Origin of the sequence: Pseudomonas monteilii NBRC 103158 = DSM 14164, assembly GCF_000730605.1 — a bacterium.
Classification (GTDB): Bacteria; Pseudomonadota; Gammaproteobacteria; order Pseudomonadales; family Pseudomonadaceae; genus Aquipseudomonas; species Aquipseudomonas monteilii.
The window spans coordinates 63,382-89,957 of sequence record NZ_BBIS01000002.1 but is presented as its reverse complement, the minus strand read 5'-3'; the positions used below and the strand labels follow the sequence as shown (position 1 = coordinate 89,957).

Sequence of the window (26,576 nt, the reverse complement as noted above, 5' to 3'; positions counted from 1 at the left end):
CCATGCGCCTGATCGACACCCACACCCACCTGGACTTCCCCGACTTCGACGCCGATCGCCCGCGCCTGCTGGCCAATGCGGCGGCGCTTGGGGTGGAACGTATGGTAGTGCTGGGGGTGTACCAGGCGAATTTCCAACGGGTGTGGGACCTGGCCTGCACCGATCAGCGCCTGTTCGCGGCACTCGGCCTGCACCCGGTCTACCTCGACCAGCACCGCCCGGAGCACCTCGTTCAGTTGCGCGAATGGCTGGCACGCCTGCACGGCGATACGCGGCTGTGCGCCGTGGGTGAATTTGGCCTGGACTACTACCTTGAAGACCTGGACAAAACCCGCCAGCAGGACCTGTTTGAAGCGCAACTGCAGATGGCCTGCGACTTCGAACTGCCTGCGCTGTTGCATGTACGCCGCAGCCATGCGCAGGTGATTGCCACGCTCAAGCGCTACAAGCCGGCGCGGGCGGGGGTGATCCATGCGTTTGCCGGCAGCTACGAAGAGGCCCGCGAGTACATCAAGCTGGGCTTCAAGCTCGGGCTTGGCGGTGCCGCGACGTGGCCACAGGCACTGCGGCTACGCAAGACCCTGGCGCGGCTGCCGCTGGAGAGTGTGGTGCTGGAGACTGATGCGCCAGATATGGCACCGGTGATGTACCCGGGGGTGCGGAACAGCCCGGAGCATTTGCCGGAGATTGCCGGGGCGTTGGCCGAGGTAATGGGGATTGATGTCGGGGAGCTGGCTGAGGCTAGCAGCCGCAATGCTTGCGAGTTGTTTGGCTGGTAGATGTTTTGCTGCCTGTCATGGCCTCTTCGCGGGCGCGCCCGCGAAGAGGCCAGCCAATTCAGTTCAGACCAGCACTGTCCACAGCGCAAACCCGGCATACCACAGCACCGCACAACGCAGCAGCAGCTCCCACAGGCTGTCCAGCCGCCCCAACCCACGCTGGCTGTCTTCATCGTCGGGAATGTCATCGGCAATGCGCCCGACACGGGCCACCAGGTGCCCGGCACTGATGTGCCAGTTGAGCACCTCGTGCAACATCACCCGGGTGACCGAGAGGAAGTTGCCCACCAGGGCAAAGCTCAACGCCAGTACCCGCACCGGCAGCCAGTCCATGATGTGCCGCAGCTGTTCGGCCCGCGCCTTCAGCGCAGGCTGCTTGCTGTGCTCACCGCACAGCGCCAGCAGGCGATAAGCCAGCGCCGCCCCAGGCCCCAGCACGAAATACCAGAAGATCACCGCGAAAAAGCCCTGGTACACCTGCCACAGCAGGTTGCCCTGCACCCTTACCAGCAAGCTGTGCGGCTCGTCGGCGGCCAGGCCCAGGTCACGCTCTGCAACATGCAGCGCCGCCTGGTCATCACCTCGCCGCCAGGCATCGCGGAACGGCCCAAGCGAGGCCTTGGCATCACCACGGCCCAAGCTATAGACCAGCACCAGCAGGTGCATCGGCAAGGCCAACAGCCCATACGCCACCGGCTCCAGCACATGCAGCAGCAACACCAGCAGCATTACCGGTGCCAGCACCAGAATGGCCAGCGTCCACCACGGGTGTACTTTGCCGCTGCGCTCCAGGCGCACCAGTTCGCCAAGGAAGAACCCGTCGCGCTGCACGCGGTGGCGCAGGGCCGAGAACTTCTCGACCCACAATGCCAGCAACAACACCAGAAAACTCATGCCTTGTCCTCTTTGTACAACAACGCTTCGCGGTACCGCTGCCAATCGAAGGACGGGCCGGGGTCGGTCTTGCGTTGCGGAGCAATGTCGCTGTGGCCCTGGATGCGACCCAGGTCGATGGCCGGCCAGGCGCTACGAATGTGCCGGGTAAGCCGTTCCAGCACGGCGTACTGGGCATCGGTGTAGGCCAGGTCGTCAGTGCCTTCCAGTTCGATACCGATGGAGAAATCGTTGCAGCCTTCACGCCCGTCAAAACACGAAACGCCAGCGTGCCAGGCGCGATCGAGCAACGACACGAACTGGGTCACCGCCCCGTCACGCTCGACGAACAGATGCGCCGACACGGTCAGGTGCTTGATGCTGTCGAAGTAAGGATGCTCATCGGGGTCCAGGCGATTCTGGAAAAACTGCTGGACCTTGCCGGTGCCAAAACAGGCTGGCGGCAGACTGATGTTGTGGATCACCAGCAGGGAAATCGATTCGCCTTCAGGGCGGGCATTGAAGTTCGGCGAGGGGCAGTGGGTGATTCCGGTTCCGTGAAACCAGCCAGTGGCACGGTCCAATTGCATGGGGTAGATCCTGAAAACGCCGTGAACAGGTCAACAGTATGCCCTGCGCTCAACACCGTTTGCATGTGAATGATTGTAATGTTGCCGCCTACTGCACCCAAGGTTGCCGCAACCCATCGATCACCGCCTCCAGCGCCCGCTCGAACAACAAACCGTCATCCAGCATCCGTACGTCACCTCGGTGCAATGCCTGGGCCAGGGCGGTGCTGTTCCACTCACGCACTTTCATGCCGGTACGGTTGGCGAATACCAGCCTGTCGTTACTACCGACGTGCGCCACCAGTTTGCAACGCAGCGGTTCGCCGTCATCCATGACTTCAACCCAGCTGCCGATGCGCAAGCGCTGCACGTGCTGCAGCGTTGCCGCCTTCCCATCGACAAATTGCCGCGGTGCACAGGCCGGTTCTTCGGCCATCGCCAGCACGATGTCCTCGTCCACCAGCACTTCGGCAAAGGGCTTGTCATGGCCAGCCGGTAGCTCAGTGCCCGCACAGGCATGCAGGTGCAACTGCTCCAGTTGCAGGAAGAATTCTCGGGTTGCTGCCGAATCCAGCGCCACGCTGGCCAGGCCATCGCGCAGCGCCTTGAGCAGGCCCGGCACCTGCTGCAAAAGTGCTTGCGGCTCATGCCCCGGGGTGATGCTGGCCAGTAGCGCATCCACAGTTTGCAGGGCATCGCGCCAGCCCTGGGAGGCTTCACCCTGCTTCAGCCAGGCCAACTGCAGTACCTGGCTCCAGGCTTGCACCAGCATTTGCACCACCACCAGGGGCAATACCCGACCGCGCAGGCGCTGGTTGAGCACCTGCTGCACCTGGTGCCGCGCCTGCAAGGCACGGGCACGCCCCTCTTCGGCGTCGCGGGTGCGCTGTTCAAGCAACTCGTTGCGCCGCCGTTCCTCTTGGTTGGATGCAAGAAAATCATCGAGAAGCTCGGCAAACAGACCAGCATCTTCGGCAAAATCATTGAGCAGGCGCTGGACTGTGCATTCTACCCGCAGGTGAAGGCTGTCACGCAGGCCTTCGCTGCCGCACGCCCAGCCAATGGCCGCGCCCGCAATCTCGTTGATCAGCCGGCGCCCCGGGTGGCTGGCCCGACTGAACAGCCCCTTGTCCAGCAATGCTACCTTGAGCAAGGGAATATGCAGGCGCGCAAGCAGTGCGCGCAGGCTGGCGGGCAGGTTGTCATCACGCTGGATGAAGGCGAACACCAGGCCGACCAGGTTGATCACGTCCTCATCGTCCACGGCGATGCGCCGGCGCGTGCCGCTGCGCACACTGACCCGCAACAGCAGTTGCTCAAGCTGCTGGCCGAGCTCGAAGTCATCTGCCTCGTGAGTTGCGGGTACATAGTGTTGCAAGTGCGTCAGCAGGCGTATCAGGTCGGCCGTGCTGATCGGCTGGGCAGCAGCCACCGCCTGCAATCGCGGTGCGAACTGCCCGCGCAGCGGGGCCAGCAAGGTTTGCAATGAGGCGAAATACGCTTGCCCTGCCGCGTCTGCCCCAACGTCCTGGCCTTGGCTCAACGGCCCTCGTCGTGTGCGCAAGCGCCTGTCTTCGACGCGCCGGCGCGGTGCCGGCTGCAACTCCGGCAGTACACCGGCTGCGGCCAACAGCTGGTTGGCGTCGGCATAGAGGATGTCGGCATCACGCAGCACATAGCGCTCGAACAGCTTGAGCAGCACCAGCTTGACCCGTAAACCAACCCCCAGGTTGCGCCCGGCGTCCAGGAAGTACCCGCACAAAGCGGCCGGGCCCAACGGGTTGTGCTGCTCATGCAGGGGGCGATCGAGCAGCGCCTGCAAGCGCAGGCCCAGTTGCTGCAGGCCAATACCATCGCGTGACAGCACCCGCGCAACCATGCCTTCCATGGCCGCAGCCCGTTCCCGTTGGGCCTTGCTCCGCAAGCTGCCCGGTTCGGCCAGATGCGCCAGCGGGTCGGGCTGGCCGATGCGCGCGAAAGTGTCATGGAAGGTATCAAGAAAGCCGCGTTCGATGCTTTTGCGCTTGAGCCTCAGATCACGCATGGCTTCGAAGTACAGATGCTGGTCATAACGGTCGAAGGCCTTGTCAGCCATTTCGAAGAGCGTGTCATCGGCGTTGTCGAACAAGTCCTGCAAGCCTTGACGCAACTGCAAGGCGGACTTGTCGCGCACCTGCAGCAACAATACCGGAAGGCAAGGAAGAGGCGTGCGCCCCCCTCGGTCGATGGCAGCCGCCAAGGGCACCACCTTGCCTTCTTTCTGCATCCTGGACTCCTTGCAGGGTGTCTTGCCCGACAGGGGCTGATAATCGTCAAAGCTATGACGCCAAATACTGGGCGCTATTATCGGTAAAAAATCGCATCGCTGCCAGCGCCGTTTCGCCGACCGGTGAATGACCCGAATGGGCTTGAATGGCTCACGATGCCCGACCAACGGACTTCGCCAAGGCGGCTGTACACACCGGCCCCCTGCCCTATAATCGCGGGCATCTAGCTAGTGGAGCCGAACATGCCGAACCTACGCCTCGCCGACCTGACCGCTGAAATCGAAGCCAATGTGCGCCGTGCACTGTTGGAAGACATCGGCAGTGGCGATATCACCGCGCAGTTGATCCCGGCCGAGCGCCTCGCCAAGGCGACCATCATCACCCGCGAAGACTGCGTGATCGCCGGCACCGCCTGGGTCGACGCCGTTTTTCGTCAGCTCGACCCACGCGTGGCGGTGCACTGGCAGGTGGCGGACGGTGAGCGGGCGACTGCCAACCAGCCGCTATTCCACCTGGAAGGCCCGGCCCGTTCGCTGCTGAGCGGTGAGCGCAGTGCGCTGAACTTCCTACAGATGCTGTCGGGGGTGGCCACCCGTGCGCGCTTCCTGGCCGACCTGGTGGAAGGCACCCAGGTGCGCCTGCTGGACACCCGTAAAACACTGCCGGGCCTGCGCCTGGCGCAGAAGTACGCGGTAACCTGTGGCGGCTGCGACAACCACCGCATCGGCCTGTACGACGCGTTCCTGATCAAGGAAAACCACATCGCTGCCAGCGGCGGCGTGGCCGAAGCCGTGGCCGCTGCACACCGTATTGCGCCAGGCAAGCCGGTTGAGATCGAAGTGGAAAGCCTGGATGAACTGCGCGAGGCGCTGGCCGCTGGCGCGGACATCATCATGCTTGATGAGCTGAACCTTGAAGAAATGCGCGAAGCAGTGCGCATCAACGCGGGCAAGGCCAAGCTGGAGGCCAGCGGTGGGGTCAACGAAACGACCCTGCGTGTGATTGCTGAAACCGGCGTGGACTACATCTCGATTGGTGCCATGACCAAGGATGTGAAGGCGGTTGACCTGTCGATGCGCTTAAGCCTGTAAGCTGGTTGCGGGCAATAAAAAACCGGCTTTTCAGCCGGTTTTTTTAGGGGTGTTATCCAATCACAACGAGGCGTTGGCCAGGCCGTCCAGATAACGCTCTACGTCCAGAGCAGCCATGCAGCCAGCGCCGGCCGAGGTAATTGCCTGGCGGTAAACGTGGTCAGCCACGTCACCTGCAGCGAACACACCCTCAACGTTGGTGGCAGTAGCGTTGCCTTCACGGCCGCCGTTGACCACCAGGTAGCCGTCTTTCAGGGTCAGCTGACCTTCGAACAGCGAGGTGTTCGGGGTGTGGCCAATGGCGATGAACACGCCGTCGACCTTGATTTCGTCGCTGCTGCCGTCGTTGTTCTTCAGGCGCGCACCGGTCACGCCCATGTTGTCACCCAGCACTTCGTCCAGGGTGGCGTTGAGTTTGAGCTCGATCTTGCCTTCTGCCACACGAGCGTTCAGCTTGTCGACCAGGATCTTCTCGGCGCGGAAGGTTTCGCGACGGTGTACCAGGGTCACCTTGCTGGCGATGTTGGCCAGGTACAGCGCCTCTTCCACGGCAGTGTTGCCACCGCCAACCACGGCGACCGGCTTGTTGCGGTAGAAGAAACCGTCGCAGGTAGCGCAGGCCGAAACGCCCTTGCCCATGAAGGTTTCTTCCGACGGCAGGCCCAGGTAACGGGCGCTGGCACCGGTGGCGATGATCAGTGCGTCGCAGGTGTACTTGCCGCTGTCACCCTGCAGGGTGAACGGCTTGTTGGCCAGGTCGACGGCATTGATGTGGTCGAAGACGATTTCGGTTTCAAAACGCTCGGCGTGCTCTTGCATGCGCTGCATCAGGGCCGGGCCGGTCAGGCCGTGGGGGTCGCCCGGCCAGTTGTCGACTTCGGTGGTGGTGGTCAGCTGGCCACCGGCCTGCATACCGGTGATCAGCAGCGGCTTGAGGTTGGCGCGGGCAGCATAGACTGCGGCGCTGTAACCGGCAGGGCCGGAACCGAGAATGATGACGCGCGAATGACGTACTTCAGACATGTCGAACTCCTGTCGAGCGGGCCGCACGGGCCGGCATCGGTGTACCGGCTGCGCCAGCTGGAAATTTAAAACGGACCCACGCAGCACTTGGGGAAGGCTACAACACGCAGGCCCGAAAAGCGGAAAGTTGAGCGCACTGTAGCGAGGTCGCAAAGATTAAGGAAATATCCTTAGACAATCCACCTCATAGGCATCGTCTATGCTGCGATTTCATCGATAAATACGCCCCCGGCGCTTTTGTTACATCCCGTTTCCCACCCGCAACCCGCCTTCCGTCGGCGCGGCAAACTCGGTAAGGTCAGCGCGTTTTCCTTCTCTGCGGAGTACCTCGATGCAAGCCCCTGTCCTCTCTGGCCCCCAATACCTGCGCGAAGGCCTGAAACTGGTGCTGAGCCCCAACCTGCGGTTGTTCGTGCTGCTGCCGTTGGCGGTCAACCTGCTGCTGTTCGGTGGCCTGATCTACTTCGCCGGCCACCAGTTCGGCCTGTGGCTGGACGCGCTCATGCCAACGCTGCCGGACTGGCTGAGCTTCCTCAGCTACATCCTCTGGCCGCTGTTCGTGGCCTTGCTGCTGCTGATGGTGTTCTTCACCTTCACCCTGGTGGCCAATATCATTGCCGCGCCGTTCAACGGCTTTTTGGCGGAAAAGGTCGAGGTGGTGGTGCGCGGCCAGGATAACTTCCCCGCGTTCAGCTGGGGTGAGCTGGTGGCCATGGTGCCACGCACTTTCAGCCGCGAAATGCGCAAGCTGGGCTACTTCCTGCCACGGGCTATTGGCCTGTTCATCCTGTCGTTCATCCCGGTGGTGAACGTGGTGGCCGCACCACTGTGGCTGATGTTCGGGGTATGGATGATGGCCATCCAGTACATCGACTACCCGGCCGACAACAACAAGATGAGCTGGCAGGACATGCTCGCCTGGCTGCGCAGCAAGCGCTGGCAGAGCCTGGGCTTTGGCGGGATTACCTACCTGGCGTTGATGATCCCGGGGGTGAACGTGCTGATGATGCCGGCGGCGGTGGCCGGGGCTACGTTGTTCTGGGTGCGGGAGCGCAACTGACCCCCGCCCCATCAGATCAATCCTTGCCTAGCCGGGGCTTCACTGCCCCAACCGGCTGGAAAACTGCCCCACCACATCCACCACCCGTTTCGCCCCGTCCTGGATCTCGACAATCACGCTGCCCGTCTCGTCAGCCAGTGCCAGCCCCTGCTCGGCCTGGCGCTTGCTGGTGTCGATGATCGCCACCGCCGCCTGCGCCAGTTGCTCGTTCTGCTTCACCACCCGGGCGATTTCCTCGGTGGCGGTGCTGGTGCGCGAGGCCAGTTGACGCACTTCGTCGGCAACCACGGCAAAACCCCGCCCCTGTTCGCCGGCACGGGCCGCCTCGATAGCGGCATTGAGCGCCAGCAGGTTGGTCTGCCCGGCGATGTCGCTGATGGTCTTGATGATGGAGCCGATTACCCGCGACTGGGTATCCAGCGCCTGAATGCCCTCGGCCGCCTCCTGCATCGAGGCCTCCAGGCCGCGCATCACGCTGACGGTCTGGGTAACCACATCGGTGGCCTTCTGGGCGCTGACATCGGTACCCAGCGAGGTGTTGTAGGCAACATCTGCTGCCTCGGCCACCGCCTGTTCCTGGTTGACCTGGTCGGTAATCACCGTGGCGAACTTGACCACTTTGTACAGCACGTCATGGGCGTCGAAGATCGGGTTGTACGAGGCCTCCAGCCAGATCACCCGCCCGTGGGCGTCGATGCGCTTGAAGCGCTCGGCAACGTATTCGCCACGGCGCAGCTTGTCCCAGAACGCCTGATAGCCGGCCGAATTGGCCTCTTCCGGCTCGCAGAACATGCGGTGGTGCTTGCCGCGAATCTGTTCCAGGCGATAGCCGACGGTGGCCAGGAAACGGTCATTGGCAGTGAGGATGGTACCGTCCAGGTCAAACTCGATAACGGCAGTCGAGCGCATCAACGCCTTGATCAGGCTTTCATGCTCGCGCGAGGTCTCGATGGTGCGCGTGAGGTCGCTGGAATGCAGGGTGAAGTACTTGATACGCCCTTCGCTGTTCTTGACCGGCTGCAGGATCGAGCGCAGCCAGGCTTCCTGACCATTGCCGCGCAGCAGGCGGAAGGCACCGTTCAGGTGCTCGCCACGGGTGATCGCGCTTTTCATGCGTTGGTAGAAATCCAGCGACTTCACATGCGCGGGGACGATGTCCTCAATGTTGCGTCCAAGCAATTGTTCGGCACGGTAGAGCATCTCGCTCTCGAAGTTGCCGTTGACCATCTCGATCCGTCCCTGAGGGTCGAGTTGAAGTACCAACATCTCGCTGTCGAGGCTACTCTTGACCTGTTCGATGGACATCAGGTCTTCGCGCAGCTGCCGGATTTCTTGCTTGAGCTTGTTGTTGAACATCATCGCTCTCCTGGAGCGCATTACGTAGTCGAATGCATCTGCATCGGCTGCCGCCTGTACCTTCTTGAGTGCCGCACCAGGAAATATTCAAAAAGGCGCAAGCGCCGGCGGTCGGGCGTCATCTGGATGTCACATGACCGTCACATTGGCGCAATCCAGCAGGCGGAAACTTTTTGTCATGAATACACCCGCCCTACGCATTACCCTGGTCAGCGAAACCTTCCCACCCGAAATCAACGGTGTGGCCAATACCCTTGGCCGCCTTAGCGAAGGGCTGCGTCAGCGCGGCCACGACGTTGAGGTGGTACGCCCGCGCCAGGCCGGTGAAACACCGGCGCACAACGACCCAAACCTGATGTTGTGCCGTGGCTGGGCCCTGCCCGGCTACCCGGGCTTGCAGTGGGGCGAGGTGTCGATGCACAAGCTGATGCGCCGCTGGCGCCGGCAACGCCCGGATGTGCTGTACATCGCCACCGAAGGCCCGCTGGGGCTCAGTGCCCTGCGCGCAGCCCGGCGCCTGGGGGTGGCGGTGGTCAGTGGCTTTCACACCAACTTCCCGCAGTATTCCGGCCAATATGGCCTGGGTTTGCTGGCGCGCCTGCTCACCCACTACCTGCGCTGGTTCCATCGGCGTACAGCGATCACCCTGGTGCCCAGCCTCAGCCAGCGCCTGGAGCTTGAGCGCCGTGACTTCGAACGCCTGGAGCTGCTGGCCCGGGGGGTCGATGCCTGCCTGTTCAACCCGGCCCGGCGCAGCCAGGCGTTGCGTGAGAGCTGGGGACTAGGCCAGGACGATATCGCCGTGCTGCATGTCGGGCGGCTGGCGGTGGAAAAGAACCTCGGGCTACTGCGCCCGTGCCTTGAGGCATTGCAGAAGACTTATCCACAGAAACGCCTGCGCCTGATCCTAGTGGGTGACGGGCCACAGCGTTCAGCACTCCAACAGCAGGTGCCGGATGCGGTGTTCTGTGGCGCACAGCGAGGTGAGGTGCTGGCCGAGCACTATGCCAGCGGTGACCTGTTTCTGTTCCCGAGCCTGACTGAAACCTTTGGCAATGTGGTGCTCGAAGCCATGGCCTCGGGGTTGGCGGTGGTTGCCTATGACGAGGCTGCCGCTGCGCAACATATTCGTCATGGCCACAGCGGAGCACTGGCCATGCCGGGGGACCAGGCAGCGTTTGTGGATGCGACTTGCTGGCTGCTGGAGGAGGAGGAAACGTTGCGCCGGGTACGCCTGAATGCGCGACAGCATGCAAGCCGTCAGGGGTGGCCGGCGATTGTCGAGCAGTTTGAGGGGTATCTCTATGGTGCTTGCAAGCAAACCGGTACTGCGACTGGGCGTTCTGCTCAATATGTGCAGCGCCTGTGAGATCTAGCGCCGCGCGGGCGGCGCTCGATCTCACAGGCGCCGAAGATATCGCGGCAGGCCGCCTTCAAACCAACGCCTTCTCGATAGCCTGCACCACCGCCGGATCATCCGGCGCCGTACGCGGTGAAAAGCGCGCCAGCACCCGCCCATCCTTGCCCACCAGAAACTTCTCGAAATTCCAGGTGATGTCGCCCGGGAACTCGGCTCCTTCACCCGCCAGCAGGCGGTATAGCGAATGGCGCTGCGGCCCGTTGACCTCCAGCTTGCCCCCCAGCGGGAAGCTCACCCCATAGTTGAGGCTGCAGAAATCCTGGATTTCCTTTTCGCTGCCTGGCTCCTGCCCGGCAAACTGGTTGCACGGCAGGCCAAGCACGTTGAAGCCCTTGTCCTTGTAAACCTGGTAGAGGTTTTCCAGGGCCTTGTATTGCGGCGTGAGCCCACACTTGGAAGCGACGTTGACCACCAGCACCACTTGGCCCTTGAACGGGGCCAGGGGCAGCTCTCCGCCGTTCAGTGCGTCCAGTTTCAGGTCGTGAAATGCACTCATGATGACATCCCCTCTCAGGTTCCCGGTTGCCGCACAGGCAAATTCCGCCCACTAAAAAGGCGCTCGTCCAAACCGTCCACCTCCCGAAGGAAGGCAAATCGGCTTGCCCGAGCGCCTGGCGACTTTCTGAGCTTAGCGCAGAAAATCAGTGGTGATGGCCACCTTCACCGTGGATGTGACGGTGAGCGATTTCTTCGTCGCTGGCGTCACGTACGTTGACCACCTTGACCTGGAAGGTCAGGCGCTGGCCGGCCAGCGGGTGGTTGCCGTCAACGGTGACGTCGTCGCCGTCGACGTCGCGGATGGTGACGATCTGCATCTGGCCGTCCGGCGCCGAAGCGTGGAACTGCATGCCCACTTCCAGCTCGTCGACGCCTTCGAACAGGCTGCGGTTCAGGGTGCTGACCAGCTCCGCCAGGTATTCGCCGTAGGCGTCTTCCGGCTCGATGGAAACGTTCAGTTCATCACCGGCCTGCTTGCCTTCCAGGGCTTTTTCCAGGCCCGGGATGATGTTGCCGGCACCGTGCAGGTAAACCAGCGGCGCGCCACCGGCGGAGCTGTCGATGGTCTCCCCGGCGTCGTTGGTCAGGGTATAGTCGATGGAGACAGCCTTGTTGGCGGCGATCAGCATGGGGCAAGACCTTTTGCAAAAGAATGTAGAGCGCACAAGTGTAACGAAGCCATCGTCCGATTGCGAACGTGCTGCGGACGAGCAGCGGCCCATCAGTCGGATCACCGGCTTCCACCAGGACGAAGAAGGCCACTGGGTGGCCGAACTGTCCTGTGGCCATACCCAGCACCTGCGCCACCAGCCACCGTGGCAGGCACGCCCCTGGGTGCTCGACCCGGCCCAACGCGCGCAGCACATCGGCCAGCCTTTCGCATGCGGCTGGTGCGCACAAGGGGCCGATAGCGCTACCCTTGGCCGTTAATTTCTTGCACCGCTTATTTCGAGAAGCACGCATGCAGACATTTTTCATTGCGCCGACCGACTTCGGTGTCGGCCTGACCTCCATCAGCCTGGGCCTGGTGCGCACCCTGGAGCGCGCGGGCCTTAAGGTCGGCTTCTTCAAGCCGATCGCCCAGCCCCACCCGGGTGACACCGGCCCCGAGCGCTCTACCGAACTGGTGGCCCGCACCCATGGCATCAAGCCCCCGGTGCCCCTGAGCCTGGCCCAGGTCGAGCGCATGCTCGGCGATGGCCAGCTCGACGAACTGCTCGAAGCGATCATCCGCCTCTACCAGCAAGCCTGCGTCGGCAACGACGTGGTGGTGGTCGAAGGCATGGTGCCCACGCGCCATGCCAGCTACGCGGCGCGGGTCAACCTGCACCTGGCCAAGAGCCTGGATGCCGAGGTGATCCTGGTGTCGGCCCCGGAAAACGAAGTGCTCAGCGAACTGTCCGGCCGGGTCGAGCTGCAGGCCCAGCTGTTCGGCGGCCCACGCGACCCAAAAGTGCTCGGTGTCATCCTCAACAAGGTGCGCACCGACGAAAGCATGGCCGACTTCGCCACCCGCCTGCGCGAGCACTCGCCCCTGCTGCGCGGCAACGATTTCCGCCTGCTCGGCTGTATCCCCTACCAGCCTGAATTGAACGCCCCACGCACCCGCGACGTGGCCGAGCTGCTCGGTGCCCAGGTGCTCAATGCCGGCGACTACGAGCAGCGGCGCATGAGCAAGATCATTATTTGCGCACGTACCGTGGCCAACACGGTGCCGCTGCTGACCTCGGGTACCCTGGTGGTCACCCCGGGCGATCGCGACGACATCATCCTTGCCGTCAGCCTGGCGGCGATCAATGGCGTACCACTGGCCGGGTTGCTGCTGACCAGTGACAGCAAGCCCGACGCGCGCATCCTCGGCCTGTGCCGCGGCGCGCTCCAGGCTGGGCTGCCGATCCTGTCAGTCAGCACCGGCTCGTACGACACCGCCAACCAGCTCAATTCGCTAAACCGCGAAATCCCTGTGGACGACCGCGAGCGCGCCGAGTTCATCACTGACTTTGTCGCCAGCCACCTCGACGCCGCCTGGCTGCACCAACGCTGCGGCACCCCGCGTGAAATGCGCCTGTCGCCAGCCGTGTTCCGCTACCAGTTGATCCAGCGGGCGCAGCAGGCCAACAAGCGTATTGTCCTTCCCGAAGGCGCCGAGCCGTTGCTGGTGCAGGCTGCGGCCATCTGCCAGGCCCGTGGCATTGCCCGCTGCGTGCTGCTGGCCAAGCCCGAGGATGTCGACGCCGTGGCGCGCGCCCAGGGCATTACCCTGCCGCCTGGCCTGGAAATCCTCGATCCCGAGCTGATTCGCGGGCGCTATGTAGAGCCCATGGTCGAGCTGCGCAAGAGCAAGAACCTCAACGCGCCAATGGCCGAGCAGCAACTGGAAGACCCGGTAGTGATCGGCACCATGATGCTGGCCCTGGACGAAGTGGACGGCCTGGTCTCGGGCCTGGTGCACTCCACCGCCAACACCATTCGCCCTGCCCTGCAACTGATCAAGACTGCGCCGGGCTCAAGCCTGGTGTCGTCGGTGTTCTTCATGCTGTTCCCCGAGCAGGTGCTGGTGTACGGCGACTGCGTGATGAACCCGCATCCGAGCGCTGCCGAGTTGGCAGAGATCGCCCGGCAGAGCGCCGACTCGGCGCAGGCCTTCGGCATCGCACCACGGGTGGCGATGATCAGTTATTCCAGCGATTCAGCCAGCGATGAGGAAGTGGAGAAAGTGCGCGAAGCAACACGCCTGGCACAAGGCGCAGCGCAGGCGTTGCTGATCGATGGGCCATTGCAGTACGACGCGGCGGCCAACCCGGCGATTGCACGGGACCTGGCGCCGGGTAGCCCGGTGGCCGGGCGTGCCACGGTGTTCGTGTTCCCCGACCTGAATACCGGCAACACCACGCACAAGGCGGTGCAACGCAGTGCTGACGGGGTGAGCCTTGGGCCGATGCTTCAAGGGCTGCGCAAGCCGGTGAACGACCTGCCGCGCGGGGCTCAGGTTGACGATATCGTGCATACCATTGCCCTGACGGCGATTCAGGCCAGCGTGGTGCGCTAGAAGCAGGGGGCTGCTTTGCAGCCCCGGCGGTCAATCAGGGATACTGCTGAACCTGGCCTTGCTGCTGGTCATACTGCTGACCCGGAATCGGCTTCAGGTTCACTTCCACGCGGCGGTTCTGCGCACGGCCATTGGCGTCGGCGTTGCTGGCGATCGGCTGGTCCGGGCCCATGCCACGTACCGAGATCCGCGAGGCATCCACACCCTGCGAGGTCAGGTAGGTGCTGACCGCCTGCGCACGGCGCTGGGACAGGTCCATGTTGTGCTGGCGGCTGCCGGTGCTGTCGGTGAAACCGACCACTTCGATGGTGTTCTGGTTGAACTGCTTGAACGAACCGGCCAGGTTGTTCAGCGGCGAGTAGAAGCTAGGGGCGATGTTGGCCGAGTCGGTGGCGAAGGTGATGTTGCCCGGCATGATCAGCTTGATCTGGTCACCCTGACGTTGCACTTCCACGCCAGTGTTGGCCATTTGCGCGCGCAGCTCTGCTTCCTGCTTGTCGGCGTAGTAGCCGTAACCGGCAGCGGCAGCACCCACCGCAGCAGCGCCGATCAGCGCACCCTTGCCACGGTTGTTATGGTCGATCGCGGCACCGGCGATGGCGCCGGCCAGCGCGCCCAGGCCGCCGTACTTGGCGGTCTTGCTCATCCCAGTGGAGCCCTGCGCCTGACCCTGGTTGTCATAAGGGTTCTGGCCGGCACAGCCGGTCATCAGGGCAGCGGCAGTTGCGACGATAATCAGACGACGCATGGTGAACATGGACAAGCTCCTACTGAAATTCATAAATGCGGCAGATCTCGAATGGATCTATGCCAGCCTTGGATTGCATCGGCAACGAAAAATTCCATGAAAGTGCCTTCATGTGCCATCAGGCACGTACGAAGGGGTTTTCGCGCATTTCATCGCCCAGCCGAGTATCGGGTCCGTGGCCGGTGACCACGATGGCCTCTTCGTCCAGCCGGTACAACCGCTCCTTGATGGAATGCACGATTGCCCGCTGGTCCCCACCCCACAAATCGGTGCGGCCAATGCCCCGGCGGAACAGGGTATCGCCGGCAATCAACAGCTTGGCATCGGCGAACCAGAAGCTCATCGAGCCCGGGGTATGGCCTGGCGTATGCAGGGCCACGCCACAGCCGCAGGCCAGCTCTTCATCATCGCCCAGCCAACGGTCGGGGGCAGGCACTGGCGTGTACGGTACCCCGAACATCTGGCACTGCATCTCCAGGTTGTCCCACAGTACCTGGTCGTCCTTGTGCAGGTGCAAGGTAGCGCCGGTCAGCTCCTTGAGCTTGCCCGAGGCGAGGAAGTGATCGAAGTGCGCGTGGGTGTGGATGATGCTTACCAGCGTCAGGCCATGGGCCTGCAGGCGCGCCAGGATCTTGTCCGGGTCACCGCCCGGGTCGACGACGATGGCCTTTTTGGTCAAGGGGTCGCCGACCAGGGTGCAATTGCATTGCAGGGGGCCTACGGGGAAGGTTTCGCGGATGAGAGTGGTCGGGGCAGTCTTCATGGAGGGCCTGTCTTGGACGCTGCAGCGCCTGTGAGATCGAGCGCCGCCCGCGCGGCGCATCGCGAGCTGGCGCTCGCTCCTACGTTTGTTTCGGGCCAATTGTACCAGTGAGATTCGCGCGCGCCCCCTCTGGCGCATACGTTGATACCGTGTCGTATGAAAAAAGGCGGTCGCGCGCGACTGTTACAGGCATAACTGTCCCGAAACAAACGTAGGAGCGAGCGCCAGCTCGCGATGCGCCGCGCGGGCGGCACTCGATCTGAAGGGCGCTAAAAATCCAACGCCATGCCCTGCTGGCCTAAGGCAAGAACAACCTGAACAACCCGCCCCCAAGCGCCCCGCCATTGGAAATCTCGATCCGCCCGCGCACCCCGCCGCTTTCATGCAACGCCGCAATCCGCGCCGCAAAGTAAAGCCCCAGGCCGGTACTGCCGCTGGTCGAATCGATGCCCTGGATGTACTCCTCCTGGCGCTCGAGCATGTGCTTTGGATAACCCGGGCCGTCATCGTTCACGCAGATGGCCAGTTGGTTGTCGGCCTCTTCGATCGTGATCAGCAAAGCGTGCCCGGCATAGCGGGTGGCGTTGGTGATGACGTTGGCGATCACCGAGGCCACCAGTTCGCGGTCGAAGAAACCCAGCGGGTTGTCGGTGTCGATGCGCCAGGTGGCGAGGATGTCGTTGTGCTTGAGCACTTCCTGGTGCGCCGCCAGCTGGGCTTCGATGAAGTCGTCCAGCTCATGGTAGTCCGGGCACACCGGCAGCTGGTTGATACCCAGTTTATAGAGCCCCAGCAGTTGCACCAGCATGCCGTTGAGGTGGCGAAACTCATGCTCCATGATGCCCTGCTCGGCACCACCGCGCAGCTCTTCGGGCAGGCGTTCAACCCACTGATTGTGGGACTGGATCAGCGCCGACAACGAACTCTTGAGGTCGTGCACGGTGGAGGCGATCACCGTGGAAAAGTCCAGCCCCTGATTGTCTTGATTCATGCGCCGAACACTCGGATGTGCAGTTTGCGGTAACGGTCATAGCGATTGTCGCTGGCAGGGATACCGGCCACGCTGGTCAAGGCGTCCTGGCATTCCTGCATGATCGCGGGCTGAGGGTTGTCACCGCCAATACGCAGCAGCGCCTGGGCGGTGTTGAGGGCGATGCTGATGTTCTTCGGCTGCATACCCAGCGCCTTGCGGAACAGTTGCAACGCCTCGCCAAGCTGCCCTCCCTGGTAACTGCGCACACCCTGGCGATTGAGGGTGACCGCTTCGGTAATGGCGTTGAGCACGCTGGGGTCGTCCGTCAGCTTGCCCACTTTCTCCATGACCTTAGGGTCATCGCCATAACTTTCCACACAGCTTTTCAGCACGCCGATGGCGGCGGCATCCTGCCCCATTGCCTGCAGCTGCGCGGCAACGGTCAGGGCCGAATCGACCGAGAAAAACTGGTTCATCTTGGCCAGGCGCTGGATCGCCTGCTCGGTCAGCTTGGCCGCCGTTTCCGGGTCGCCCGCCTGCTGCAGACTGGCGGCTTTCATCATCCGCGCACGCACCTGCAAACCCTGGTCTTCGGGGTTTTCCTTGGCCACTTCGCTGAGCGTGGTGTTGATCTCGACCCGGGTACGGGCGTCCAGGCCAAAGCCTGCATTCTTGCTCATCAGGGCCTGCACCAGGCCCAGGTTGTTTTCGGCGTCCTTGTAGCGCGAGCTCTGCCCTTGGTTCACCGCATGGCGGAACGCCTTCGACGCGCTTTCGAAGTCTTCGTTTTCCAGCGCCAGCTTGCCCAGTGTCGACTGCCGACGCACCGACAGTGGCGACAGGCGTACCGCCTCTTCCAGCAGGTTTTGCGCACGTCGGGTATCGCCCTGAGCCACCAGCACTTCGGCCATACCGTCGTAAAGCCCTGGCATGATCGGGAACGCCTTGAGTGCCTGCTCGTACACGCCCTGGGCCTGGGCATTCTGGCCACGCTTGTGCATCAGGGCGCCCAATGCAGCGTACACCCACGGCTGCGGGCGACTGGCCAGGATGGCTTTGAGGAATTTTTCCAGCTCCTCGAAGCGGTTGAGGTTGCGCAAGGCATCGGCCCGGTAGCGCAGGCACAGTGGTGCCAGGCGCGGGTCTTTCTTGCACAGCTCGGCACAAGCTGCCAGCACTTCGGCCGGGCGACTGCGGTCCAGGGCCTGCAGAATCGGCTTGAGCAAGGTCTTGCGCTGATACAGCTTCTCGACGCGCTGGGCCAGGCCAACCCGGTTGAACGGTTTGGTCAGGTAGGCATCGGGCTCGTGCTCGATGGCACTGAGGACAATGGCCTGGCTGCTCTCGGCCGTGACCATGATGAACACGCACTCATGGCTGATGTGCTTGTCGATGATCAGGTCTTCGAGCACCTGCTGGCCGTTTTTCTTGCCATCACCCAGGTGAAAATCCTGCAGGATGAAGTCATAGCGCTTCTGTGCGCACATGCGCAGCGCCTGCTCGCCGCTGTCAGCGGTGTCCACGTCGCGCACGCCCAACTCGCGCAGCATTGAACGGGTCGACGTGCGAAAGTCGGTAAAGTCGTCGACGATCAGAAAGCTTTTTTGCCCGTACTGCAGCATCAACACGACCTGCCTTGGAATGATTGAAAAATCGCGCGAGGCGATGCCACCGATCGCTGTATCGGCAGCTGGTCGGGAAAGATGAGGGTAGAGCTTTGGCGGCCACAAACCATGGCCTCAGGCCATCACTTTAGCGGGCAATGACCTGCAGGACCAGCATCACGCCAGCAACCCCAGGGATTTGGCCTTGGCCACCGCCTGCGTACGCCGCTCGACGCCCAGCTTGCTGTTGATGTGGCTGGCGTGGGTCTTGACCGTGTGCAGGGATATGAACAGCCGCTCGCTGATCTGCTGATTGGAACAACCCTGAGCGATCAGTTCGAGCACTGCCAGCTCACGGCCACTCAACGCCTCGCCGCTGCCCGTGCTGGCGCTTGGCAGCGGTGGCAGGCGTTTGAGCAGTTCGGCCTGAACCGCGCACGCGGCACCTGCCTGCAGTTGCTCGTGAAGCCATTGCGGGTGTTTTTCCAGCAGCGGCTGGAACGGTTGCAGCACGCCGCCACGGGCGGCCTCAAGCAAGCCTGGCAGCAACTGCGCGGCCTGCGCTTCGCGGCCTTCGGCCAGCAGCAGAGAGAGCCATTGGCAAAGAGCGCTGACGGTGAGCATCATGCCGCCACTGGCCTGCCCGCGCTCGACCAGGCTGGCCAGACGTTGCACGGCGTCGTCGCCGCGTAACTGGATGCGCTCGAGCAGCGCCTGCTGCAGCGCAATGTGCAACGGCAGCAGTGGGTGGAACTCCGGTGCTGCCGCTGGCTGCTCACCGCCGTAGGTCTGGCCCAGGCGCAGCAGCCACGACTCGGCCAGGTCGGTGCGCCCCTGGGCCAGCCACAGTTCGCATTTGACCAGGGTAATCATGGCCAGGTAGTAGACCGGGGGCACGTCCCAGATATGCATCAGGCGCTCAGCCTCGGCCAGTTCGGCAAAGGCCTCGGCAAAGTGCCCTTCCCGCCCATCGAGCGTGGCGATCACGCAATGGCCGATGAGCACACTGATGTCCCGGCAGGCCCGCGCCTCGCCCAGCCCCGCGCGCAACCGCGCACGGCCCTGGGCAGGCTGCAGGCGCGAAACCAACAGATAGCCTTCGTAAAGGGTCAGGCGTGCGCGCACGGCATACAACCGCTGTGCCGAAAGCCCTTGCAGGCGTTGCAGCCCTTGGCGCACTTCGTCCAGCGCCCGCAATACTTCGCCACGGGCGTGCAGTACACGCGCCCGGTCGTAATGGGCCAAGGCCTCGAACAACGGGTTGCCGACTCGCTGGGCCAGTTCCAGGGCTTCTCGGTTCCAGCCGCGGGCCCGCCAGAAATCACCATCGGCGATGGCCAGGTTGGACAGCGTCGACAGGCACACCAGGCGCTGGCCATAGCGCTTGCTTGGCAGGCTCTGCAGCGCTTCGCTGCAATAGGCCAACGTGCGCTCACGGTCACCCCGGCCTCGGGCAATCACCCCACTCAGCGCCAGCCACTGGGCCAACATCGACTTTTGCGCGGTCGCCGAAGGTGCGGGCAGGAAGCGGCTGAGGTAGCCGGCAAGCTCCTCGGCCGCGTCCAGTTGGCAAGCCAGGCCCAACGCCCAGCTGTACAGCACAATCAACCTTGGCGTGCTGATCAGCAGGCTGTCGGGCAAGTCCATCTTCCAGCGCAGCAACATGCCGACGTTCTGTTCGGCCAGCAGTTGCTCCTCGGACAGGCTCTGCACCAGGTCGGCGGCAACATCAAGGTGGCCGGCACGCAAGGCCTGCTCCACCGCCTCGTCCAGCAGGCCCTGGGCTTCGAACCAACGGCTCGCCCGCAAGTGCAAGCCGGCCAGCGGTTCGTTGGCCTGGCGACTGCGCAGCAAGTCGGAGAACAAGTGGTGATAACGGAACCAGTGGCCGTGCTCGTCCAACGGCACCAGAAACACCTGGTGCGCCTGCAGGAAACGCAGGATCTCGGCACTGTCGTGGCGAATCCGCACGGCATCGCAAAGTTGGGCGCAGAAACGCTCCTGGCACGCGGTTTCGTACAAGAAGGCCTGCACATCGGCGGGCAGCATGTCGATGACTTCTTCGAGCAGGTAGTCGCGAATCAGCCCTTCGCCACCATGCAGCGCCTGGGGCAAGGCCTGCTCGTCGGCACTGTCGCTGGCCGCCAGTTGCCAGAAACGCAACCCGGCCACCCAGCCATCACTGCGCTGGATAAGGTTGTCCAGGGCCTGGCCGCGCAGGCCCGTGGGCTGGCGACCGAGTACCGCCAGCGACTCTTCGGCGGTAAGGCGCAAATCCTGTTCGTTCAGCTCGACCAGCTGACGCGACAGCCGCAGGCGCGCCAGGTGCCAGTCCGGGCGCTGGCGACTGGTAACCAGCAACACCAGGCCGGCCGGCAGGTGGTTGAGGAAAAACTGCAGGCAACGGTCAAGTACAGGCCCTTGGGCCAGGTGGTAATCATCCAGTACGAGCAGCAACGGTGTATCCGCTTGCAGGTACAACGCCAGCTCGTCGAGCAGGCCGTCAAGCCACTCTTCGAAGGCGAACGGCTGATGGCGCTGGCGCATTTTCAGCAAGCCCATGGCCTGACCACCCAGGGCCGGGCAGTATTGCTGCAGCCCTTCGAGCAGGCGCTCAAGGAAGCGGCCTGGGTCTGCATCTCGCTGGCTCAGGCCAAGCCACAGGCTGCGCCAGTGTTCAGGCAGTGCCTCGCAAAACTCGATGGCCAGGGAGCTTTTGCCGAAACCCGCCGGGGCGTTGACCAGCAGCAGGCGAGCGCCGAGGCCGGTGTACAGGCGCTGGCACAGGCGCGGACGCGGCACATGCCCCTCCGGCAGGGGGGGCCGAAAGAAACGCCCGTCCAGCAGGCCCAGGGCCTGGCTGGCGAATCCATGCGTACGGGACAAGTCTGTCATGGCCGGCTCGTTCTGGTTGGAAGACTACGGCGATATGGATGCTTGCGAGACTAGCCGGTAACGCAGCGCATTTGAAGATGATGGGCGCATTTGCCCCGGGAAAGACTGCGACAAAAAGCGACAAGGCTGATGGACAGCGGCTGGTGCGGGGGTTTGGGTGGGTATTCAGCAGGTTTATAGCCTGCCCGCGAAGAGGACAGGGCAGGAAAATAGAAACGCCCCGGCAGGCCGGGGCGTTCTGGGGATCACACGGAGTCTTTCAGGTTACCGAATACCCGACTGACGCAGCGCTGCTGGCTGGAAGTCAGCCTTGCTGGCACTGAAGCCGAAGTCGTAGGCACGCTTCTCTTCGTTCTTCATGCCCAAGGCCAGGTAACGACCCGACTGCAGGTCGTAAATGGCCTCCAGGGTGTACCAAGGCACCTCATTGTTGTAATACGGCTGGGAATGAGCTTCGGAAACGCGCCACAGCTGGTTGCGACCGTCGTACTGGTCGATCACCGCCGCCTGCCAGGTGTCTTCGTCGATGTAGAAGTCACGCTTGGCATAGATGTGGCGCTGGCCTGGCTTCAGGGTCGCGACCACATGCCACACGCGGCGCAGCTCGTAGCGGGCAAGGTCCTGGTTGATGTGCCCGGCCTTGATGATGTCGGTGTACTTCAGCTTGGGGTCGTCCAGCTTGAAGGCGTTGGAGGCGATGTACAGCTCTTTCTTGCCTTCCAGCTTCCAGTCGTAGCGGTCTGGCGCACCGTTGAACATGTCCAGGTTGTCGGAGGTACGCAAGCCATCGGCAGCGGTACCCGGGCCGTCATACGACACCTGCGGCGCCTGGCGCACACGGCGCTGGCCGGCGTTGTAGATCCACGCCTTGCGCGGTTCCTTCACCTGATCGAGGGTTTCGTGCACCAGCAGCACGGTACCGGCCAGGCGCGCAGGCGCGGTCACTTCCTGCTTGAAGTAGAACAGGATGTTGCCCGGGTTGTTCGGGTCGTAATCCTTCATCTTGTCGCGGAAGACGAACTGGTCGGAGAAGTACACTGGGTTGAACGAGCCGTTCTGCTGTGGCGTGGCCTGGGTTACCAGGCGGCTGACACTGCCCCCCCGGTAGCGGGTGATGTGGTTCCAGATCACCTCCAGGCCGCTTTTGGGGATCGGGAACGGCACAGCCGTGCGGAAGTTGTTCAGGCCGTTGCCGCCTTCCACCAGGGTGGTCTTGGTGGCGTTTTCCTTGATGGCCGCAAACACATCGGCCGGGACGGTTGAACCGCGATGGGTTTTGAATACCGGGATCTTGAAGGTGTCCGGGTAACGCTTGAGCATGGCCAACTGGCCCGGCGAAAGCTTGTCCTTGTACTGGTCGGCGTTCTGCGCGGTGATGGTGAACAGCGGCTTTTCACTGCCATACGGGTCGGCCAAAAAGCCCTTGCTGTCGACGCTGCCCGCACTCTTCGACAGCGGCTCCCACGGGCCGATCGAGCCATCGGCGTTGCCGGCCTTCTCGGCGCCCATCGGGGTCAGGGTACTGCCCAGCTTGGCCGCCTCGTCGGCGGATACCGCAGCCATCACGCTGGTCGCCAGCAGGGACAGGCCCAGTACACCGGCTTGCAGCAGACTTCTGGTCTTGTTCATGTCGTGTCGTCCTGGATCTGTGTGCTTAGAAGTTCACGCCGAAGCTGAGCGCGACGAAGTCACGGTCATCCACAGTGGTGTACTTGCCATCGAAGAAGTTGGTGTACGACAGGCTCGCCGTGTAGGTGTTCTGGTACTCGGCGTCCAGGCCCAGGCTAACTGCCTTGCGGCCCTCCTCGAAGTTCGCACCAGGGCCTGGCGAGTAGCCAGACACGTCATGCGACCAGGCCACGCTCGGCTTCAGGTTCACCCCGGCGAAGACGTCGTTGTAGTCCCAGATGACGCGGGCGCGGTAACCCCAGGAAGTGCTGGTGGTGTAGCCGTCGTTCTCGCAGTTGCGGTTCAGGTTGGCAGTGGATGCCCCCGCACCAGCGCCTGCGATAGTGCTGGCATTGAGCGCCTGGCAGGTGTCTGCGCCACCAGTGGATGGCAATGGACCAGGGCCGAACACCGGGTCACGACCGTAACGCGTGTCGTGTGCGTTCTCCAGCCCGCCGACATGGGTGACACCCACTTCACCCACCACGGTCATCCGGCTGGCGCCCATCACCTGGTCGAAGAAGTGCGTCAGGGTGGTCTGGAATTGAGTGATCTCCTTACGGCGATACCCGTGCAGGTCTTCCCCTGGCGTACCGGTCAGCAGCGAGGCGTTGGTCAATGCACCGCCAATCGGACGCACACCCGCGAACAGGATATCGGTGGTATTCAGCTGCACCGGGGCATTCGGCCGGTAGCTGATTTCGCCGCTCCACGCGGTGCCGGTGGGCAATGTGGTGGAGAAGCTCAGGCCATACAGGCGGATATCTTCCGGGTATTCGACGAAATACTTCGAGTTACCCGCGACGATCAACGGCGCCAATGCACGCAGCTGCGCCGGCAGCGCGCTCAGCCCGGCAAATACCGAAGGCGAGGCGCCGGTGGCGCTGAAGATCGGCGCACGGCTGTGGTAGTTCATGAAATAGGCGCCAAATTCAGTGTCGAGCGGTTCGAACATGTAGCGCATGGCCACACCGAACTGGCCACTGTCCCGGGCGTCGCGGTCGGCGCCGCGCGCCACCATCACACCTTCTTCATTGATGTTGACGCCACGGGTGGCGAGGAACTGCTGGGCCGCAGCCGGCACTGTGCGGCTGCTGTTGAGCACACGCAGGTTGTCGGTACAGCCGTCGGCGATGATGTCCGGCTGAGAGAAGAAGGTACCGCAGTTGTCGACAACCGTCTGGTCCCACTCGATCTGGTAGAAGGCTTCGGCCGACAGGTTGTCGGTCAGGCTTTGCGAGATGTAGAACATGTTGACCGGGATCAAGCCTTCCTTGATCTCCGCCCCTGGGCGGCGGAACGCCGATACGTCGATGGGGTTGATCGAGTTGATGCCGCCGCCGATGAAGGTACTTTCGCCCCAGCTCACCACCTGCTTGCCAAGGCGCACAGAGCCAGGCTGATCAGCGATGGAGTAGTTGTGGTACACGAAGGCGTCGAGCAACTGGGCGCCGGACGACTTGGCGCCTTCCTTGCGATTGGAGTCGCTAATGTCCTTGAACTCGCGGCTTTCGTCCTTGAGTTCGAAGTCATACCAATACTTGCCGCGCACGAACACACCGGTATCGCCGTACTTGAGCTCCAGGTCATGAATACCCTTGAAGATCTTGGAGAAGGTTTCGCCCTTCTTGAAGTTCAGGTGGCCATCGTCGGAGGTCTGAGACAGGCCCTTGCCGCCGTTGTTGACACCGATCAGGTTCTTGTTGGGGTTGGCCGTCGACCAGCTGGCGCCGATGGAGAGCGAGGAGTCGAACTGGCCTTCGATTTCACCAATGTTGAAGCTGACAGCGAAAGCAGGACTTGCGAGCGTGGAAGCAAGGCTGACGGCCAGGGGCAACTTGGCCCGGCGCCAGAACAGGTTTGCAGATTTCATCGACGCTACTCCATGTACTTTTTTGTTATGGCAGTGAGTCCTTTCAAGAACGGCCCGAGCGACCGGTTTGCAGGTTTGCACCTGCGACGACACGGCTTGCGCGTGTCGCCCTCCCCCATTCCTGAAAATCCCCTGGCCCCGACTATAGCCAGCAAGGCACAGGCGCTTGATCCCTCTAAAGTGTGATTTGCGCTCCATGCCGCCAACTCGCTGCACTGTTATCCCGGTTGCGGGCTGGCAGTGCTAAAGGATGGCGCATTTCAGCCGTTTGGCAAGGCGTGAAGGCCTCTAGCGTGCGGGTCGCGTTCTGGCGTTCGCGACCCGCACGGCGGTTACAGGGTGGAAAGGAAGGCGCTGTTGCTGGCTTGCCACTGGACGATGTCCTGGCGGATGCGTTTCTTGTCGAGCTTACCGACACTGGTCTTGGGAACTTCAGTAACAACGGCGATCTGGCTAGGAATCGCCCACTTGTTGATGTGCCCTTGCTCGACGAACGGTTTGAGGTGTTCCTTGAGCGCCTTGGCATCGATGGCCTGGCCGTCGCGCACCACCAGCAGGGCAAACGGGCGCTCGCCCCACTGCGGGTCGGCCACTCCGACCACCGCCACTTCACGTACGGCCGGGTGGCGGCTGATCAGGTCTTCCAGATCGAGTGAGGAAATCCACTCGCCACCGGTCTTGATCACATCCTTGATACGGTCACGGATGTCGATGTAGCCCATGCCGTCGAGGGTGGCGACGTCACCGGTGTGGAGCCAGCCGCCCTGCCACAGCTCCTCGCTCTTCTCCGGCTCCTTGAAATAACCCATGGTCAGCCACGGCGCACGCAGCACCAACTCGCCCTGGGTCTCGCCATCCGAAGGAAGGAAGTTGCCGTCGCCATCGACAATCGCCGCTTCGACCAGTGGCACCGGCACGCCGGCCTTGATGCGGTAGGTGATGCGCTCGTCTTCGCTACCGGCCTGCAGTTCGTCGTTCAGGTGCGCGGCGGATATCAGCGGGCAGGTCTCGGACATGCCGTACGCTGCGGTTAGCTGGATACCCCGGGCCAGGGCTGCCTGGTACAACGAGCGGTTGAGCGCGCTGCCGCCGATGATGATCTTCCAGCCGCCGAAGTCCTGGCCCTGCGAGGTCGGGCAGTTGAGCAGCATCTGCAGAATGGTCGGCACACAATGAGAGAACGTGACCTTCTCCTCGCGCCACAGCTTGACCAGCATGTCTGGCTCGTAGCGTCCCGGGTACACCTGCTTCATACCGAGCATGGTGGCGGCGTAGGGGATGCCCCAGGCATGCACATGGAACATCGGGGTAATGGGCATGTACACGTCGTTGCTGCCCAGCAGGCGCACGCTGTCGATACTGCCGGTGACCGAAGCCTCGGCCAGCGTGTGCAGCACCAGTTGCCGGTGGGTGAAATACACGCCCTTGGGGTTGCCGGTGGTGCCAGTGGTGTAGAAGGTGGTGGCCACCGAATTTTCGTCGAAGTCGGGGAAATCGTAGTGCGGGCTGGCAGCGGCCAGCAATTGCTCGTATTCACCCACCAGATTGGGTAGCTCGGCGGCCTTGTCCGGGCCATCGGTCAGCAACAGGGTCTTGTCGACGGTGGTCAGCTGCCCGGCAATACCCTGGTAGAGGCCGACGAAGTCGCTGTTGACCAGCACCACGCGGTCTTCGGCGTGGTTCATGGTGTAGAGGATCTGCTCGGGCGACAGGCGCACGTTGATGGTATGCACCACCGCACCGATCATCGGGATGGCGAACATGCATTCCAGGTAGCGGTGGCTGTCCCAATCCATCACCGCCACGGTATCACCGGCCTTTACTCCGGCCTCGGTCAGCACATTGGCCAGGCGTGCAATACGTTCGTTGAGCTGTGGATATGTCAGCCGCAACTGGTCGCGATAGACGATTTCACGGGTCTTTTCATAGCGGCTACCGGACATCAGCAGGCGCTTGATCAGCAGTGGGTAGGCGTAGGCGCCCTCGGCGGGCTTGATGATGCGGGTCTGCAACATGGGTATCCCTTTTCTGAAAAGCGAGCCGGACAAGTCTGACAACTACTGTAGT

The 26,576-nt window shown here is 62.8% G+C and carries 20 protein-coding genes and 2 pseudogenes; 6 read left to right on the top strand and 16 right to left on the bottom strand.

Annotated elements, in window-relative coordinates; genetic code table 11:
* Positions 1–2 precede the first annotated feature (2 nt).
* Positions 3–779 (top strand): TatD family hydrolase, encoded by a 777-nt coding sequence (locus PM2_RS00540; RefSeq protein ID WP_028699509.1) that lies wholly within the window; start codon positions 3–5, stop codon positions 777–779.
* Positions 780–842: 63 nt separating this feature from the next.
* Here PM2_RS00540 and ampE read toward each other — a convergent pair whose 3' ends face one another.
* From ampE to PM2_RS00525, 3 genes are all read right to left on the bottom strand, one after another.
* Entirely contained in the window at positions 843–1,673 is an 831-nt protein-coding gene (ampE, locus tag PM2_RS00535; protein WP_028699508.1) for a regulatory signaling modulator protein AmpE, read from the bottom strand.
* Positions 1,670–2,242, bottom strand: a complete 573-nt coding sequence (gene ampD, locus PM2_RS00530; protein WP_016713263.1) for a 1,6-anhydro-N-acetylmuramyl-L-alanine amidase AmpD — start codon at positions 2,240–2,242, stop codon at positions 1,670–1,672. The genes ampE and ampD overlap by 4 nt, the downstream gene beginning before the upstream one ends.
* An 88-nt stretch (positions 2,243–2,330) precedes the next feature.
* On the bottom strand, positions 2,331–4,487 hold the full coding sequence (locus PM2_RS00525; protein ID WP_028699507.1) for a DUF1631 domain-containing protein: 2,157 nt from the start codon (positions 4,485–4,487) through the stop codon (positions 2,331–2,333).
* 243 nt (positions 4,488–4,730) lie between these two features.
* Between PM2_RS00525 and nadC the strand changes: the two genes are divergently transcribed.
* Positions 4,731–5,579 carry a carboxylating nicotinate-nucleotide diphosphorylase gene (nadC, locus tag PM2_RS00520; protein WP_016713265.1) on the top strand — a complete coding sequence of 283 codons (849 nt, stop codon included), beginning with the start codon at positions 4,731–4,733 and terminating at the stop codon, positions 5,577–5,579.
* 60 nt (positions 5,580–5,639) lie between these two features.
* Here the strand turns inward: nadC and trxB are convergent, their stop codons facing one another.
* Positions 5,640–6,602 (bottom strand): thioredoxin-disulfide reductase, encoded by a 963-nt coding sequence (gene trxB / locus PM2_RS00515; protein ID WP_028699506.1) that lies wholly within the window; start codon positions 6,600–6,602, stop codon positions 5,640–5,642.
* Between the two features lie 331 nt (positions 6,603–6,933).
* On the opposite strand from trxB, the gene cysZ reads away from it, so the two are divergent.
* The gene (cysZ, locus tag PM2_RS00510) at positions 6,934–7,662 is read left to right on the top strand and encodes a sulfate transporter CysZ (protein ID WP_016713267.1); all 729 of its coding nucleotides are present in this window, start codon (positions 6,934–6,936) and stop codon (positions 7,660–7,662) included.
* Between the two features lie 39 nt (positions 7,663–7,701).
* On the opposite strand, the pseudogene PM2_RS31965 reads toward cysZ, so the two are convergent.
* Both PM2_RS31965 and PM2_RS31960 read right to left on the bottom strand, forming a co-directional pair.
* Positions 7,702–8,118: pseudogene (locus tag PM2_RS31965) on the bottom strand (methyl-accepting chemotaxis protein); the annotation flags it as partial.
* 171 nt (positions 8,119–8,289) lie between these two features.
* Positions 8,290–8,889, bottom strand: a pseudogene (locus PM2_RS31960) (PAS domain-containing protein); the annotation flags it as partial.
* A 307-nt stretch (positions 8,890–9,196) separates the two neighbouring features.
* Here PM2_RS31960 and PM2_RS00500 point away from each other — a divergent pair.
* On the top strand, positions 9,197–10,387 hold the full coding sequence (locus tag PM2_RS00500) for a glycosyltransferase family 4 protein (RefSeq protein ID WP_016713269.1): 1,191 nt from the start codon (positions 9,197–9,199) through the stop codon (positions 10,385–10,387).
* A gap of 64 nt (positions 10,388–10,451) precedes the next feature.
* Here the strand turns inward: PM2_RS00500 and PM2_RS00495 are convergent, their stop codons facing one another.
* Both PM2_RS00495 and PM2_RS00490 read right to left on the bottom strand, forming a co-directional pair.
* A complete protein-coding gene (locus PM2_RS00495; RefSeq protein WP_016713270.1) occupies positions 10,452–10,934 on the bottom strand; it encodes a glutathione peroxidase in 483 nt (160 codons plus the stop codon).
* Between the two features lie 145 nt (positions 10,935–11,079).
* Positions 11,080–11,565, bottom strand: a complete 486-nt coding sequence (locus PM2_RS00490; RefSeq protein WP_016713271.1) for an FKBP-type peptidyl-prolyl cis-trans isomerase — start codon at positions 11,563–11,565, stop codon at positions 11,080–11,082.
* On the opposite strand from PM2_RS00490, the gene PM2_RS00485 reads away from it, so the two are divergent.
* Together PM2_RS00485 and pta are read left to right on the top strand one after the other, a co-directional pair.
* Positions 11,564–11,866, top strand: a complete 303-nt coding sequence (locus tag PM2_RS00485) for a DUF3565 domain-containing protein (protein ID WP_025754816.1) — start codon at positions 11,564–11,566, stop codon at positions 11,864–11,866. The two genes, PM2_RS00490 and PM2_RS00485, sit on opposite strands and share 2 nt — an antisense overlap.
* A 31-nt stretch (positions 11,867–11,897) precedes the next feature.
* Positions 11,898–13,985, top strand: a complete 2,088-nt coding sequence (pta, locus tag PM2_RS00480; protein WP_019098137.1) for a phosphate acetyltransferase — start codon at positions 11,898–11,900, stop codon at positions 13,983–13,985.
* 34 nt (positions 13,986–14,019) lie between these two features.
* On the opposite strand, the gene PM2_RS00475 is transcribed toward pta, so the two are convergent.
* The 8 genes from PM2_RS00475 to PM2_RS00440 all read right to left on the bottom strand — a co-directional run bounded on the left by PM2_RS00475 (position 14,020) and on the right by PM2_RS00440 (position 26,524).
* Positions 14,020–14,742 carry a YiaD family glycine zipper/OmpA-like lipoprotein gene (locus PM2_RS00475; protein ID WP_016501466.1) on the bottom strand — a complete coding sequence of 241 codons (723 nt, stop codon included), beginning with the start codon at positions 14,740–14,742 and terminating at the stop codon, positions 14,020–14,022.
* A 109-nt stretch (positions 14,743–14,851) separates the two neighbouring features.
* Positions 14,852–15,496, bottom strand: a complete 645-nt coding sequence (locus tag PM2_RS00470) for an MBL fold metallo-hydrolase (RefSeq protein WP_028699505.1) — start codon at positions 15,494–15,496, stop codon at positions 14,852–14,854.
* Positions 15,497–15,794: 298 nt separating this feature from the next.
* Positions 15,795–16,487 (bottom strand): sensor histidine kinase, encoded by a 693-nt coding sequence (locus PM2_RS00465; RefSeq protein ID WP_016713275.1) that lies wholly within the window; start codon positions 16,485–16,487, stop codon positions 15,795–15,797.
* The gene (locus tag PM2_RS00460; protein ID WP_028699504.1) at positions 16,484–18,091 is read right to left on the bottom strand and encodes a tetratricopeptide repeat-containing response regulator; all 1,608 of its coding nucleotides are present in this window, start codon (positions 18,089–18,091) and stop codon (positions 16,484–16,486) included. Before PM2_RS00460 ends, PM2_RS00465 begins: the two co-directional genes overlap by 4 nt.
* 159 nt (positions 18,092–18,250) lie before the next feature.
* A complete protein-coding gene (locus tag PM2_RS00455; protein WP_028699503.1) occupies positions 18,251–20,968 on the bottom strand; it encodes a winged helix-turn-helix domain-containing protein in 2,718 nt (905 codons plus the stop codon).
* 264 nt (positions 20,969–21,232) lie between these two features.
* Complete coding sequence (locus tag PM2_RS00450; RefSeq protein ID WP_016713278.1) at positions 21,233–22,597, bottom strand: DUF1329 domain-containing protein; 1,365 nt, start codon at positions 22,595–22,597, stop codon at positions 21,233–21,235.
* Positions 22,598–22,622: 25 nt separating this feature from the next.
* A complete protein-coding gene (locus PM2_RS00445) occupies positions 22,623–24,509 on the bottom strand; it encodes a DUF1302 domain-containing protein (RefSeq protein WP_016713279.1) in 1,887 nt (628 codons plus the stop codon).
* A 332-nt stretch (positions 24,510–24,841) separates the two neighbouring features.
* On the bottom strand, positions 24,842–26,524 hold the full coding sequence (locus PM2_RS00440) for a fatty acid--CoA ligase (protein WP_016713280.1): 1,683 nt from the start codon (positions 26,522–26,524) through the stop codon (positions 24,842–24,844).
* Between the last annotated feature and the right edge of the window lie 52 nt (positions 26,525–26,576).